Here is a 14,323-nt window from a genome sequence, read left to right as displayed (position 1 = left end):
GCCCCTGACGGGGCACGTTCCGAGCCCGGAACGGTCGCGCTCGCGCGGCGGAGCCGCAGATCAGCACAGTCCCGCGCCCCTGACGGGGCACGTTCCGCGCCCGGAACGGCACAGCCCCGTGCCCCTTGCGGGGCAAGCCCTGCTTCTCCCTTCTGCGCTTGGGAGGTCTGCGCCAGAGGCGCAGGGCTGGCAAGCGCAGCCCACTTCGCCGGGCACGCGACAGAAAGAGCTCTGACAAGGAGGTCAGGTGCCTACCAGAAGGAAAGTGCTTACTTGGGGCGCGGCTGCCGCCGCAACGCCGACGCTCGCGGCCTGCGGCGAATCCGCCGGGGCCACCCGGATGACGACCTCGGCCCCGCGTAAGGCGGGCCAGAAGGTCAGGCTGGTTCTGTGGACGTGGGTGCCGCTGCAGAAGGCCGTCGCTCTGTGGAACAAGAAGAACCCGGACATCCACGTCCAGGTCCAGATGGTGCCCGCCAACACGTCCGGCGGGTACCAGAAGATGCACTCGTCGCTGAAGGCGGGCGACCCTCCCGACCTCGCGCAGATCGAGTACTACGCGCTGCCCGAGTTCATGCTGGCCAACGGGCTGACGGACCTCACGGAGTACGGGGCCGACAAGGTCAAGGACCAGTACGTCGACTGGCAGTGGAAGCAGGGCGTCTTCGCGGGCCGGACCTACGCCATGCCGCAGGCGTCGGGCCCGATGGGGTTCTTCCACCGCAAGGACCTCTTCGAGAGGTGGGACGTGGAGGTCCCGCGCACCTGGGACGCGTTCCGAGCCGCCGCGAAGAAGATCCGTAAGCGCGGCTCGTACATCACCGCGTTCCCGCCGGTCAACGCGCAGTGGTTCGCCTCCCTCCCGTGGCAGCGCGGAGCGCACTGGGTGCGGGCCGAGGACGACACGTGGGTGGTGGACCTGACGAGCCCCGAGTCGATGGAGGTCGCCGACTTCTGGGACGGCTTGCTGCGCGACAAGCTCGTGGCGGCCGTCCAGGACTCGCAGTCCGGGTTCTTCAAGGGCCTCCAGACCGGCCAGTTCGCGGGCTGGCTCGGCGCCCAGTGGCAGGACGCGCTGGTGCGCGGCAACGCGCCCCGCACGAAGGGGAAGTGGCGGGTGGCGGAGCTGCCGCAGTGGGAGGCGGGCGCGCACGCCTCGTCCAACTGGGGCGGCTCCGCCACCGCGATCCTCCAGGGCACCCGGCACCCCGTCGAGGCGATCAAGTTCGCGCACTGGCTCAACAGCGCGCCCGAGTCCATCGACCTGCTCGTCGCCGCCGGGTACGGCTGGCCCGCGGCGAAGCTCGACCTCGACAAGAGCGCGCTGGGCAAGCCGGACCCGTTCTTCGGCGGCCAGCGTTACAACGAGGTCTTCCAGGTCTCCGACGAGAACGTGGACACCTCGTGGCGGTTCGCGCCGACCACCATCCAGTCGTACGCCCACATCCAGGACAACATCGGCCGGGCCGCCGACGGACACGGCAGCGTCCAGGAGGCCCTGCGCGACGCGCAGGGCAAGTTCGTGGACGACCTCAAGGCCAAGGGGCTGAAGGCGAGGAGTGCGCGATGAGCGGCCTCAGGACCCGGCGGCGCAGCCGTCCCGACCGTAAGGCGTGGCGGTTTCTCGCGCCCTTCCTCGCGGTCTACCTCTTCGCGATGATCGCGCCGATCTTCTACGCGGTCTACCAGAGCATGCTGAAGGTCGAGCGCTCGGGCCCGATGGGCCTGGGCAAGCCGTCCGTCGGCTTCGCGGGGCTGGAGAACTACCAACTGGCGCTCCAGCAGACCTCGTTCCTGGAGGGCTTCGGCCGGGTGCTGCTCTTCGGCATCGTGCAGGTGCCGGTGATGCTGCTGCTGGCGCTGGTGCTCGCGCTCCTGCTGGACCAGGTCAAGGACCGCTGGGCCGGGCTGATGCGGGCCACGTACTTCCTGCCGTACGGCATCCCCGGCGTGATCGCCACCATCCTGTGGGGCTTCCTCTACGTCCCCGGGGTCAGCCCGATCAACGACATGCTGGGCTCGCTCGGCTTCCAGCCCGACTTCCTCGGCTACGACAACGTGCTGTGGTCCATCGCGAACATCGTGATCTGGGAGTTCGCGGGGTACAACATGCTGATCATCGTCGCCCAGCTCAAGTCGATCCCGCAGGAGCTGTACGAGGCGGCGAAGATCGACGGCGCCGGTCCTTGGCAGACCGCGCTGCGCATCAAGATCCCGCTGGTGCGCCCGGCCCTCGTCCTCACCTGCGTCTTCTCGATCATCGGCACGATGCAGCTCTTCGCCGAGCCGCTGGTGCTGAAGAAGCTCGCGCCCGCCGTGAACAACGACTTCACGCCGAATCTCAGCGCCTACTTCGACGCCTTCGCCAACGCCAACGTCTACATGGCCGCCGCGAAGTCCGTCATCCTCGCCGTCGTCGCCATGGTGCTGTCGTTCGGCTTCCTCAGCCTCGTCAACCGCAAGCGAAGGAGCGAGCGGTGAGCGCCACGACCACAAGCACCAGGACCGACGCGCCCCCGACGGCCCCCGCGCCCCCGCCCGCGCCCCGGCGGCGACGCCCGCTCCGACCCGGCCGCGTGCTGCTCGTCGCGGTCCTCGCGCTCGCGGCGGTCTACTTCCTCATCCCCGTCTACTGGCTGGTCGTCGCCGCCACGAAGTCCAACGGCAGCCTCTACGGCAGCTTCGGCTTCTGGTTCGACGCCCCGCAGCTCTGGCACAACCTCGGCAAGGTCTTCGCCTACGACGACCACATCTATCTCCAGTGGGCGCTCAACTCGCTGCTCTACGCGGGAGTCGGCGCCGTCGTCGCCACGCTGCTCTCGGCCGCTGCCGGGTTCGCGCTGGCCAAGTACCGCTTCCGGGGCAGGGAGGCCGTCTTCAAGCTCGTCCTCGCGGGCGTGCTGCTGCCCTCCACGGCGCTGGCCCTGCCGCTCTATCTGATGTTCAGCAAGCTGGAGCTGACCAACACCTACTGGGGCGTGCTCATCCCCAGCGTGGTGAGCCCCTTCGGCGTCTACCTGTGCCGGATCTACGCGGAGTCGGCGGTGCCCGACACCGTGCTGGAGGCCGCCCGGGTGGACGGGGCGAGCGAGGAGCGGATCTTCTTCACGCTGGTGCTGCGCATCATGTCGCCCGCGCTGGTGACCGTCTTCCTCTTCCAGTTCGTGCACATCTGGAACAACTACTTCCTGCCGCTGGTGATGCTCTCCGAGGACCGGAAGTACCCGATCACCCTCGGCCTCGTCACCTGGAAGGAGGCCGCCGACCGGTTCCCCGAGCTCACGCAGTACACCATCGGCGGCGCCTTCGTCTCCGTCATCCCCCTGGCCTTCGCGATGCTCGTCCTCCAGCGTTACTGGCGGACGGGGCTCACCGAAGGCAGCGTCAAGGAGTAGGGAACACACGTGAAGATCACCCGGGTCGAGACCTTCGCCGTGCCGCCGCGCTGGCTGTTCTGCCGGATCGAGACGGACGACGGCCTGGTCGGCTGGGGCGAGCCCGTCGTGGAGGGCCGCGCCGACACCGTCCGTACGGCCGTCCGTGAACTCGCCGCCCAGTTCCTGGTGGGCGCGGACCCGCTGCGGATCGAGGACCACTGGCAGCTCATGACCAAGGGCTCCTTCTACCGGGGCGGGCCCGTGCTCTCCTCCGCCGTCGCGGGGCTCGACCAGGCGCTGTGGGACCTCGCGGGCAAGGCGTACGGCGCGCCCGTGCACCAGCTCCTCGGCGGGCCGGTGCGCGAACGGGCCCGCGCCTACTGCTGGGTCGGCGGCGACGAGCCCGCCGCCGTCGGCGAACAGGTCGCCGAGCAGGTGGCGGCGGGCTTCACCGCCGTGAAGATGAACGGCTCCGGGCGCATGGACCGGCTGCCCAACGTCGCCGAGCTGCGCCAGGTCGCGGCGCGCGCCGAGGCGGCCCGCGAGGCGCTGGGCCCCGAGGGGGACTTCGCGGTCGACTTCCACGGCCGCTTCTCCGCCGCGGGCGCCCGCCGCGCCATCGAGGTGCTGGAGCCGTACGGGCCGATGTTCGTCGAGGAGCCGGTGCTGCCCGAGCACACCGCGCTGCTCCGCGAGGTCACCGCGGGCACCACCGTCCCGATCGCCACGGGGGAGCGGCTCTTCTCCCGTACGGAGGTGCTCCCGGCGCTCCAGGCCGGGGTCGCCGTGCTGCAGCCCGACCTGTCGCACGCGGGCGGCATCTCCGAGACGCGGCGCATCGCCTCCCTCGCCGAGACCTTCGACGTGGCGGTCGCCCCGCACTGCCCGCTGGGCCCCCTCGCCCTGGCCGCCAGCCTCCAACTGGCCTTCTGCACCCCGAACTTCCTCATCCAGGAGCAGTCGATCGGGATCCACTACAACACCGGGGCCGAGCTGCTCGACTACGTCGCCGACCCCGAGGTCTTCCGCTTCCACGACGGCCATCTGCTGCGCCCCACGGAGCCGGGCCTCGGCGTCCGTATCGACGAGAAGGCCGTACGGGAGGCCGACGGCAGGGCGGAGAGCTGGCACAACCCGGTCTGGCGGCACCCGGACGGCTCGTTCGCGGAGTGGTGACCGGTGACCGAGCGGGAGGCTCCATGGCAGGAAAGGTGGGGAACTCGTCATTGCCGCCGTCCCCGGGCCGCTGAAGAATCGGGGGCATGACACCCCTTCCCGCCGCCGGTGGCACCCGTGACGTGCTGCTCGTCGTCTTCGACGGCGTCCAGAGCCTGGACGTCACCGGCCCCCTGGAGGTCTTCACCGGCGCGGGGTTCGCCGCGGGCGGCAGCCCGTACCGGGTGCGCACCGCGTCGGTGGACGGCGGGCCCGTCCGCGCCTCCAGTGGACTGCGGCTGCTCCCCGACCTCGCGCTCGGGGACGCGCCCTCGGCGCCGCACACCCTGGTGGTGCCCGGCGGCTCGGGCGAGGGCGCCGACGAGGAGCGGGTCGTCGCCTGGCTGCGGCACGCCGCGCCGCGCGCCACGCGGCTGGTCTCCGTCTGCACCGGCGCCCGGCTGCTCGCGGAGGCGGGCGCGCTCGACGGGCGCCGGGTGACCTCGCACTGGGCGTACTGCGACACGCTCGCACGCGACCACCCGGAGATCGAGGTCGACCCGGACCCGATCTACGTCCGCGACGGGCACGTCGCGACCTCCGCGGGGGTGACCGCCGGGATCGACCTGGCACTCGCCCTGGTCGAGGAGGACCTCGGCCGGGACGTCGCGCTCACTGTCGCCCGGCACCTGGTGGTCTTCCTGCGCCGTCCAGGGAACCAGGCACAGTTCAGCGCCCAGCTCGCCGCGCAGACCGCCAGCCGCGCGCCGCTGCGCGAGGTCCAGCGCTGGATCACCGAGCACCCGGACGCCGACCTCTCGGTGGCCGCCCTCGCGGACCGGGCCCGGCTCTCGCCCCGGCACTTCGCCCGCGCGTTCCAGGCGGAGACCGGGACGACGCCGGGGCGGTACGTGGAGCGCGTACGGCTGGAACACGCCAGGCGGCTGCTGGAGGACACCGCGTACGGAATCGAGGAGATCTCCCGCGCCTCCGGATACGGCACGCCCGAGGCGATGCGGCGGGCCTTCCTCAAGGCGCTCGGAACTCCGCCCTCCGAATACGGCCGCCGCTTCCGCTCGGCCGTGGCGCTCGACTGAGCGCGCCTTCGCACACTCTCTGGAACCCGCCCCCAGGAAAGGGAATTTTCCATGCAGATCGCCATTCTCCTCTACGAGGGCTTCACCGCGCTCGACGCCATTGGCCCGTACCAGACGCTCAGCCCGCTGCCGGACGCCGAAATCGTCTTCGTCGCCGAGCGCCCGGGGCCCGTACGGGACGACCTCGGCACGCTCACCCTTCCGGCCACGGCCTCCTTCGCCGACGTTCCCGCGCCCGGCATCGTCGTCGTCCCCGGCGGCCCCGAGCCGGACGTCGGGAACGCGCGGCTGCTGGAGTGGCTGCGCGCGGCCGACGCGACCAGCGTGTGGACGGTCTCGGTGTGCACCGGATCACTGCTGCTGGGAGCGGCCGGACTGCTCCAGGGGCGCCGCGCGACCTCCCACTGGCTCGCCCTCGACCAGCTGCGGACGTACGGCGCCGAGCCGACGGGGGAGCGGGTGGTCTTCGATGAGAAATACGTCACCGCGGCGGGGGTCTCCGCCGGCATCGACATGGGTCTTTCGCTCGCCGGACGCCTCGCCGGTGACGCCTTCGCGCAGGGGGTGCAGCTCATGATCGAGTACGACCCCGAACCGCCCTACGACGCGGGCTCGCCGCACAAAGCACCTGCGGAGGTCGTGCGGAAGTTCAGCCAAGCCCGGTGAAGAAAAGGGGTGTTCACCGGAGCGGGCGCCGCAAGGGTATATGCCAATTTGATTCCGCGGCGCACCTGTGAATTGCCGTGATAACGCGCTTCAATTTCCGCGCGAGCCACGCGTCACGGTCATGTAAACACCTCGGCCCGGCTTAAAGCCTCCCTGTGCAGCCGGTAATCTCGCTGGTTACACTCACGCCTCATGCGTAGGACCCCCCACAGTAGTAGTCAGCAAGATCAGGGCAACCGCCCGATATTTATTGAAAGTTCAGGTAGAAGAAGGAGGTTCTTCCGGTTCACGGCCGTTGCCGTGGGTTGTGGATGTGCCGGATATCTGCTGTTCGTCGGTGTTGTCGTCGGCGGACTCTGGAAGCCGTACGAGAAGACCCCGCCCCGCACCGACGCGCCGCTCCCGACGGCTCCCGCACGCCAGGCCTCGCAGGCGCCCTCCGCGCCCTCGGACGACGGTCCCGGGGACTCCCCGGCGCGGGACTCCCCGGCCCGGGACGGCGGACGGGGTGAGAGAGCCACACCCAGCCAGGCCCCGGTCACACAGCAGCGACACTCCGACGGATGAGCCCCCGGCACGCACTGCGCCGTCCCCCACGCGGGCACTGGGTGCTGTTGTTGCTCATCCTTCCCGTGGTCACCATCGCCCTGCTCTTCGAGGGCTGGACCACGCACGAGGTGGACTCCGCGCGCACGAAGCCCGCCTGCGACAGGCCGATCCCCAAGGCGGCCGACACCGGTGACCCGGTCCTGCGGCTGACCGGCGACCGGATCGAGACGGCGGCGATGCCACCCGGCACCGCCGCGCTCACCTTCGACGGCGGCCCCGACCCCACCTGGACGCCGCGCCTGCTCGACCTGCTGCGCAAGCACCGGGTGCACGCCACGTTCTTCGTCTACGGGAAGCAGGCGGCCCGGCACCCCGGGCTGATGCGGCGCATCAAGGACGAAGGGCACGAGATCGGCGCTTACACGTACACGGGCGGCGATCTGGGCGCGGCCTCGCCGCTGCGCGCGCGGATGGAGCTCTCGCTCACCCAGACGGCGTTCGCGGGCACCGCGGGCGTCACCACGCGGCTGCTGCGGCTGCCGCACACCACCGCGGCCGACACGCTGTGCGGCGCCGAGTGGCAGGCGGCGAAGCGCGCGGCCGACCAGGGCTATCTGCTGGTCGCGGCCGACCGGAAGTCCCGCAAGACCTCGCAGGGCGTGATCCGCCAGTACAGCCACACCGACCTCGGCTACCGCGAGGCGGAGGGGCTGCTCAAGAATCCGCGGGTCGAGCGGTTCACGACCGTCACCAACGGGCTCGGGCAGCCCTCCTACACGAGCCGTGCCCCGCTCGTGCAGCGGCTGGAGGGCGAGGGGCTGATCCGGGCCCAGGCGCTCGGCCACTTCTTCACCCGCGCCATGGCCTGGGCGCTGGGCGTCGCCGGGGCGCTGGGCATCCTGCGCCTGGTGCTGCTCGTCCACTTCGCGCGCACCCACGTGCGGCGGCTCTCCCGCTACCGGCCCGGCGCGCCCCGGCTGCGCGAGGTGACCGAGCCGGTGACGGTGCTGGTGCCCGCGCACAACGAGGAGGCGGGCATCGCCGCCACGGTGCACTCCCTCCTCGCCTCGCTCTACCCGCGCCTCCAGGTGCTGGTCATCGACGACGGTTCGACCGACGGCACCTACGACGCCGTCGCCGCCATCGACGACCCGCGCGTGACGCTCGTACGCCAGCCCAACACCGGCAAACCCGGCGCGCTCAACACCGGGCTCGCGCACGCGCGGCACGACATCGTGGTCATGGTCGACGGCGACACGGTCTTCGAGCCGGACGCGCTCTACCGGCTCGTCCAGCCGCTCGCCCACCCGGCCGTGGGCGCGGTCAGCGGGAACACCAAGGTCGGCAACCGGCGCCACCTGCTCGGCAAGTGGCAGCACCTGGAGTACGTCCTCGGCTTCAACCTGGACCGCCGCATGTTCGAGGTCCTGGAGTGCATGCCGACGGTGCCCGGCGCCATCGGCGCGTTCCGCCGGGACGCGCTCATGGGCGTCGGCGGCGTCAGCGACGAGACCCTCGCCGAGGACACCGACCTCACGATGGCCCTGTGGCGGGCGGGCTGGCGCGTCGTCTACGAGGAGACCGCGGTCGCCTGGACCGAGGTCCCGCAGAGCCTGCGACAGCTCTGGCGGCAGCGCTACCGCTGGTGCTACGGCACGCTCCAGTCGATGTGGAAGCACCGGCACGCGGTCCGCGAGGTCGGCCCCGCCGGGCGCTTCGGCCGCCGCGGACTGGGCTACCTGGCGCTCTTCCAGGTCGTCCTGCCGCTCTTCGCGCCCGTCGTGGACATCTTCGCGCTGTACGGGGTGGCGTTCCGCGACCCCACCCAGGCGGTGCTGGTCTGGCTCGGCTTCCTCGTGCTCCAGATGGTCACCGCCGGATACGCGCTCCGGCTGGACCGGGAACGGCTCCGCGCCCTGTGGTCCCTCCCGTTCCAGCTCTTCGTCTACCGCCAGCTGCTCTACCTCGTGGTGATCCAGTCCGTGATGACCGCGCTGCTCGGCTCCCGGCTGAAGTGGCACCGCATGCGCCGCGAGGGCACCGCCGACCCGTACCAGCTCGACGAGGGGCCACCGCCCGCGCCCGACCGGCGCGGACGCAGCCTCACGCCCAAATGAGCACCCTGACCACCTGAACAAGGGGATTCGGATGAAGACGGACCCGCCTGACCAGTGGGTCGAGCCCGGAGGCAACACCCCGTACGCGCCGTACGACCCGTACGCGCGCTACGACCCGTACGCGCCTCACGAGCCCTATGAGCCCTACGCGCAGCACACCGTGTACGCGCCGCACTCGCCCTACTCGCCGCACGCGCCGGAGCTGTACGACCCCGGGGCCGGGCCCGAGCCGGAGCCCGAGCCCTGGCGCGAGACGGCCCCCGCGCTGCAGCACCGCAGCCGCGAGGTGTACGGCTGGCGCGGCAACCAGCCGCGCGGGCAGCGCACCCGGCGCCGTCCCCGGCGGCGGCGCAAGGTGCTGCGGGCGCTGCTCGTGCTCGTCCTCGCCCTCGTGACCGGCGCCGGAGGCACGTTCGCCTGGGCCGAGAACGAGCTGAACAGGGACGTCGACCTCGGCAAGTACGGCCACCGGCCGCCGCCCGGCAAGGGCACCAACTACCTCATCGTGGGCTCCGACAGCCGCGACGGGCTCTCCGAGGGCGACAAGAAGAGCCTGCACGCGGGCGGGGGAGGGGGACGCCGCACGGACTCCATGATCGTGCTGCACACCGGGGCGCGCGGCGCGACCATGGTCAGCCTTCCCCGCGACTCCTGGGTGACCGTCCCCAGCTACCTCAGCCCCTCCACCGGCAAGCGCTCGGCGGACGAGAAGGACAAGCTCAACGCGTCCTTCGCGTACGGCGGGCCCGAGCTGCTCACCCGTACCGTCGAGCACAACACCGGGCTGCGCATCGACCACTACGCGGAGATCGGCTTCGCCGGGTTCGTGAACATCGTCGACGCGGTCGGCGGCGTCCGCATGTGCCTGGAGCGGGACATCAAGGACAAGAAGTCCGGGGCCGACCTCAAGCGCGGCTGCCAGACGCTCGACGGCAGCCAGGCGCTCGCCTTCGTCCGCCAGCGCCACCAGGAGGCCGAGGGCGACCTGGGGCGCTCGCAGAACCAGCAGAAGTTCCTCTCCGCGCTGGCCCACAAGGCCGTCAAGCCCGGCACCGCGCTCAACCCGGCCTCGACCTACCCGGCGATGAAGGCCGGGCTCGACACCCTCGTCGTCGACGAGAACATGGGGCTGCGGGACCTGGCGACCATGTTCCGCGCGCTCCAGGGCGTCGCGGGCGGCAAGGGGAACCAGATCAACGTCCCCGTCTCCGGCGTCGGCATCGGCACCAAGAAGGGCAGCGCCATCCAGTGGGACGAGGGCCAGGCGCGGAAGCTCTTCGGGCAGCTGCGGGACGACAGTCCGGTGACGGTACGGGGCGGCCGTACGTCGTAGGCGCGGGGACGTACGTCAGACGACGCGGGCCACGGCCGCGTACATGTTGACGTCCGTGTCGGGGATCTCCGCCGCGTCCGCGTCCGGGTGCCAGCGGTTCATGGGCACCACGCCGGGCTCGACCAGTTCGAGCCCGGCGAGCAGCCCCTCGACCTCGGCGCGCGTCCGCAGGTACATCGGGACGCCGCGCTCGGTGTAGCGCCGGGCCATCTCCGTGACCTCGTCCGGCGTGATGTCGGCCGTCGCCGTCGTCAGCGCCACGTAGCTCCCCGGCGCCAGCGCGGAGGCCAGCTCCCGCAGCAGCGCGCTCGGGTCCTCGACGAACTGGAGCATGGCGATGACGGTGACGGCCACGGGCCGCGACAGGTCCAGGGTCGCGAGCAGCTCGGGGGAGCGGAGCACGGCGGCCGGGTCGCGCATGTCCGCGTCGATGTAACTGGTGCGGCCCTGCGGCGAGCTGGCGAGCAGCGCGCGGGCGTGCTCCAGCACCATCGGGTCGTTGTCGACGTACACGACGCGCGACTCCGGCGCGATGCCCTGCACGACCTGGTGCAGATTGGGCTCGGTCGGTATGCCCGTACCGATGTCGAGGAACTGGCGGATCCCGGCCTCGCCCGCGAGCCAGCGGCCCATCCGGTGCATCGTCGCGCGGTTGATCCGCATGCTCACCGGCAGCTTGGGCCACGCCGACGTGAGGTCGTCGGCCGCCTCCCGGTCGGCGGGGAAGTGCGTCTTCCCGCCCAGGATGTAGTCGTAGACCCGCGCCGAGTGCGCCTCGCCCGTGTTGATCCCGCCGTTGGCCGCACCGCTGCTTCCGCCGCCCTGGGGCATGCGTCCTCCTGTGGTCGCTCCGGGCCGGGACCACGTACCGCCCGGCCCAACTTCCGCGCAGGTTACGCGACTTCCCGGGGCTCCTCGCGGGCGGGCCGGGCTCACAGGTTCGGCGAGTGCTCCGCCTCGTGGCACACCCCGCACGTGATCCGCCGGGCCCGCTTCTCGCTGCTGGCCGTCCCGGTCCCCGCCACCTGGTGGACGGTCTCGGGCGACAGCCGTACGTGGTCGACGCAGAGCCCCGCTCCGCAGCGGCGGCACACCGCCACCGCGTGGCGTTCCGCCGCGCGCGGCAGGCAGTCGTAACAGTCCATGGCGCGCTCCTCTCTCGGACCGTGCGCGGTACCCGCTCGCGGGGACCTCAGTCGTCCGTCTCCGGATCGGCCGCGAGGTCCACCGTGAGGACGCCCTCCGTGCGGAAGAGCGAGGCCGTCAGCCGCTGCGTGCGGTCCTCGCGCCCGGCGAGCAGCAGGAGCACCCGCGAGCTCCCTTCGCCTTCAGCCTCGTCCCCGGTCTCTTCCGCGCGCACCTGGAGGATGCGGAAGCCCTGTGCCGTGCACTCCTCCATGAGCCGCGGCAGCAGCGACCGGCCCGTGCGGTACGTCAGCCGCAGCGTCGGCCGTACGGTCGCCGGGCTCCGCGACAGCCGCCCGGCGAGGAACGGATAGCCCCTGATCACCAGGAAGTGCAGCGCCGTCGCCGCGCTCGCGAGGAGCAGCAGCCCGCCGCCGCAGGCCATGCCGATCGCGCAGGTCAGCCAGATCGTCGCGGCCGTCGTCAGCCCCCGTACGGCGTCGCGGCGGACGAAGATGAGGCCGCCGCCGATGAAGCCGATGCCGGAGACGATCTGCGCGGCGACGCGCGAGGGGTCGTACGCGGTGTGCGCCATGCCCAGCGCGTTCCCGAAGCCGTGCTGCGAGACCTGCATCATCAGCGCGCTGGCGACGCCCACCAGCGCGTGGGTGCGCAGCCCCGCGCTCTTCTGCCGGGCGCCGCGCTCCCAGCCGACGAGCGTGGACAGGGTGAGCGCCACGGCCAGTTCGACCAGCTGCCGGGGCCCCTGCCCGGCCGGAACGGCTCCGACGGTTCCGATGGAGGTGGCGAATTCCCGCATGCAGAGCCTCCTCTCTCCCGTTTGTCCTGATCTGCCCTCCGCACGTTAGACCCGTCGGACGGCGGGCACTCCGGGGGGTCCGAAGGAGAGACTCCGGGAGGTTCTCCATGCTGAAGGCCATAGCCGACGTCCTCCGCGCGATCGGAGGCGCGGTCGCGACCGTGGTGACGCTGCCGTTCCGGGCCGTCGCCCGGCTGTTCGGCGGCGCGTCGGACACCGTCAGGCGGCGTCCGGGCGCGGGTCGTGCGCGCGCCCGTGGAACGAGGCGCGGTAGGCGCGTGGCGTGACGCCCGCGACCCGCTTGAACCGCTCACGGAACGCCGTGGGTGAACCGAAGCCCGTACGCTCCGCGATCCGTTCGACCCCGTGGTCCGTCGTCTCCAGCAGGAACTGCGCCTGCCGCACCCGCGCGCACAGCAGCCACTGGAGCGGCGTGGTGCCGGTCTGCTCGCGGAAGCGGCGGCTGAACGTCCGCTCGCTCAGCCCGCTGCGCGCGGCCATGTCCGCGAGAGCGAGGTCCCGGGCGAGGTGGTCCTCGATCCACGCGAGGACGGGCTCCAACGCGGAGCCCTGAGGCACCGGCGGCCGGGCGTGCGGGATGAACTGCGCCTGGCCGCCCTCCCGTTCGAGCGGGACGACCGCGAGCCGCGCCGCGTCGGCCGCGACCGCCGAGCCGAGGTCCCGCCGGATCATGTGCAGGCACAGGTCGAGCCCGGCGGCCGAGCCCGCCGAGGTCAGGATCTGGCCGTTGTCGACGTACAGCACGTCGGGACGTACGTCGATCGCGGGGAACCGCTCGGCCAGCAGCTCCGCGCCCAGCCAGTGCGTGGTGGCGCTCAGCCCGTCCAGCAGGCCCGCGGCGGCGAGGACGAACGTGCCCACGCAGATCGACGCGATCCGCGTGCCCGCGGCGTGCGCCGCGCGCAGCGCCTCCAACGCGTCCTCCCGCGGCGGCGGCGCGTCCTGGGCGCAGCCCGGCACGACGATCGTGTCGGCCGTCTCCAGCGCGTCCAACCCGTACGGCACCTCGGCGATGAACGCGCCGGTCTCCACGCGCCGCGTCGGCGCGCAGACCCGCACCCGGTACGGACTCCGGCCGTCCGCGAGCCGCGCGCGGCCGAACACGTCGATGGGCGTGGCCATGTCGAAGGGGATGACCCGGTCGAGGGCGAGAACCGCGACGTTGTGCATGAATCCCACGGTAAACAGGATCCCGCCACGGGTACAGCCCCAGGTAGAAGGCATAGGGCTGCCCCAGTCTCCCCGCAGGCGGGTTGGCGAGAACCCGTTGGACTTTGTCATTCCAGCCTCTGGGAGGCGGTCGACGGGCTGCCTAGCGTGAGGGGCGTTCCGGCCCCCTCCCGCGAAAGGCGCGCACATGCTCGCTCAGATCGCCCTGTTCGACGGCTTCGACCCCCTCGACGCGATCGGCTCGTACGAAGTGCTGTACGCGGCGGGGATGTTCACCGACGGCGACGTCCGCGTCGAACTCGTCACCGCCGAGGGCCCGCGCGAGGTCCCCAGCGGCACCCCGCCCGTCACGCTCACCGCCACCGGAGCCCTCGACCCCGCCCGCGCGGACCTCCTCGTCCTGCCCGGCGCTGCGGGCGTCCCCGGGGAGGTGCCGGGACGCCCCGACCTGGTGCCGGTCGAGGTCCGCCTCGCCCGCGCCCTGGAGACCGGACTGCCCCGGCTCGCGGGGGAGGCGATGGCCCGCGACGACACGCTGGTCGCCACCGTCTGCGGCGGCTCGCTGCTGCTCGCCATGGCGGGCCTGGCGAAGGGCCGCCCGGCCACCGGCCACGGCCTCACGCCCGACGTCCTGCGCGAGAACGGCGCGGTCCCCGTCGACGCGCGCGTCGTCGACGACGGCGACCTCGTCACCGGCGCGGGCGTCACCTCGGGCATCGACCTGGCGCTCCACCTCGTCGACCGCGAGATCGGCCCGCGCGTCGCGCACGCCGTGGAGACCCTCTTCCACCACGAACGGCGCGGCACCGTCTGGTCCCCCGGAGGCAGGACCCCGACCCTCACCCTCTGACCCTCTGACCTCCGCCCCGCCCCTCTCACCCGGAGCCTCCCGA

At 72.0% G+C, this 14,323-nt stretch carries 13 protein-coding genes and 1 pseudogene; 10 read left to right on the top strand and 4 right to left on the bottom strand.

All coding sequences use genetic code 11. The annotated features are described in order from the left end of the window. The first annotated feature begins 265 nt into the window (after window positions 1–265). The 8 genes from ACGF3A_RS24790 (at window position 266) to ACGF3A_RS24755 (ending at window position 10,294) form a co-directional block, all read left to right on the top strand. Entirely contained in the window at window positions 266–1,570 is a 1,305-nt protein-coding gene (locus tag ACGF3A_RS24790; RefSeq protein ID WP_393732462.1) for an ABC transporter substrate-binding protein, read from the top strand. Then, window positions 1,567–2,481, top strand: a complete 915-nt coding sequence (locus tag ACGF3A_RS24785; protein ID WP_393732461.1) for a carbohydrate ABC transporter permease — start codon at window positions 1,567–1,569, stop codon at window positions 2,479–2,481. The genes ACGF3A_RS24790 and ACGF3A_RS24785 overlap by 4 nt, the downstream gene beginning before the upstream one ends. Next, window positions 2,478–3,395, top strand: coding sequence for a carbohydrate ABC transporter permease (locus tag ACGF3A_RS24780; protein WP_393732460.1), 918 nt, complete (start codon window positions 2,478–2,480; stop codon window positions 3,393–3,395). The genes ACGF3A_RS24785 and ACGF3A_RS24780 overlap by 4 nt, the downstream gene beginning before the upstream one ends. A gap of 9 nt (window positions 3,396–3,404) precedes the next feature. Next, the gene (dgoD, locus tag ACGF3A_RS24775; RefSeq protein ID WP_393732459.1) at window positions 3,405–4,553 is read left to right on the top strand and encodes a galactonate dehydratase; all 1,149 of its coding nucleotides are present in this window, start codon (window positions 3,405–3,407) and stop codon (window positions 4,551–4,553) included. Window positions 4,554–4,639: 86 nt separating this feature from the next. Further along, window positions 4,640–5,629, top strand: coding sequence for a GlxA family transcriptional regulator (locus ACGF3A_RS24770; RefSeq protein WP_393732458.1), 990 nt, complete (start codon window positions 4,640–4,642; stop codon window positions 5,627–5,629). A 51-nt stretch (window positions 5,630–5,680) separates the two neighbouring features. Beyond that, window positions 5,681–6,295 (top strand): DJ-1/PfpI family protein, encoded by a 615-nt coding sequence (locus tag ACGF3A_RS24765; protein ID WP_393732457.1) that lies wholly within the window; start codon window positions 5,681–5,683, stop codon window positions 6,293–6,295. Window positions 6,296–6,858: 563 nt separating this feature from the next. Then, window positions 6,859–8,961 (top strand): bifunctional polysaccharide deacetylase/glycosyltransferase family 2 protein, encoded by a 2,103-nt coding sequence (locus ACGF3A_RS24760; RefSeq protein ID WP_393732456.1) that lies wholly within the window; start codon window positions 6,859–6,861, stop codon window positions 8,959–8,961. A 31-nt stretch (window positions 8,962–8,992) separates the two neighbouring features. Then, complete coding sequence (locus ACGF3A_RS24755; RefSeq protein ID WP_393732455.1) at window positions 8,993–10,294, top strand: LCP family protein; 1,302 nt, start codon at window positions 8,993–8,995, stop codon at window positions 10,292–10,294. A gap of 15 nt (window positions 10,295–10,309) precedes the next feature. Here ACGF3A_RS24755 and ACGF3A_RS24750 read toward each other — a convergent pair whose 3' ends face one another. The 3 genes from ACGF3A_RS24750 to ACGF3A_RS24740 form a co-directional block, all read right to left on the bottom strand. Continuing rightward, window positions 10,310–11,125, bottom strand: a complete 816-nt coding sequence (locus tag ACGF3A_RS24750) for an SAM-dependent methyltransferase (protein ID WP_393732454.1) — start codon at window positions 11,123–11,125, stop codon at window positions 10,310–10,312. A gap of 101 nt (window positions 11,126–11,226) precedes the next feature. After that, window positions 11,227–11,439 (bottom strand): DUF2180 family protein, encoded by a 213-nt coding sequence (locus tag ACGF3A_RS24745; protein WP_393732453.1) that lies wholly within the window; start codon window positions 11,437–11,439, stop codon window positions 11,227–11,229. A 47-nt stretch (window positions 11,440–11,486) separates the two neighbouring features. Beyond that, window positions 11,487–12,239: an MgtC/SapB family protein gene (locus tag ACGF3A_RS24740; protein WP_393732452.1), complete on the bottom strand. Its 753-nt coding sequence runs from the start codon at window positions 12,237–12,239 to the stop codon at window positions 11,487–11,489. 107 nt (window positions 12,240–12,346) lie between these two features. Here ACGF3A_RS24740 and ACGF3A_RS24735 point away from each other — a divergent pair. Next, window positions 12,347–12,463: pseudogene (locus ACGF3A_RS24735) on the top strand (LPFR motif small protein); the annotation flags it as partial. Here the strand turns inward: ACGF3A_RS24735 and ACGF3A_RS24730 are convergent. Beyond that, window positions 12,459–13,430, bottom strand: a complete 972-nt coding sequence (locus ACGF3A_RS24730) for a GlxA family transcriptional regulator (protein ID WP_393732451.1) — start codon at window positions 13,428–13,430, stop codon at window positions 12,459–12,461. The pseudogene ACGF3A_RS24735 and the gene ACGF3A_RS24730 sit on opposite strands and share 5 nt — an antisense overlap. 187 nt (window positions 13,431–13,617) lie before the next feature. Between ACGF3A_RS24730 and ACGF3A_RS24725 the strand changes: the two genes are divergently transcribed. Then, window positions 13,618–14,280, top strand: coding sequence for a DJ-1/PfpI family protein (locus ACGF3A_RS24725; protein ID WP_393732450.1), 663 nt, complete (start codon window positions 13,618–13,620; stop codon window positions 14,278–14,280). Window positions 14,281–14,323: the final 43 nt, after the last annotated feature.

Origin of the sequence: Streptomyces sp. NPDC048172, assembly GCF_043202595.1 — a bacterium.
Lineage (GTDB): Bacteria > Actinomycetota > Actinomycetes > Streptomycetales > Streptomycetaceae > Streptomyces.
Note: the sequence above shows the minus strand (reverse complement) of the source record. Positions and strands in the feature narration are given on the sequence as shown.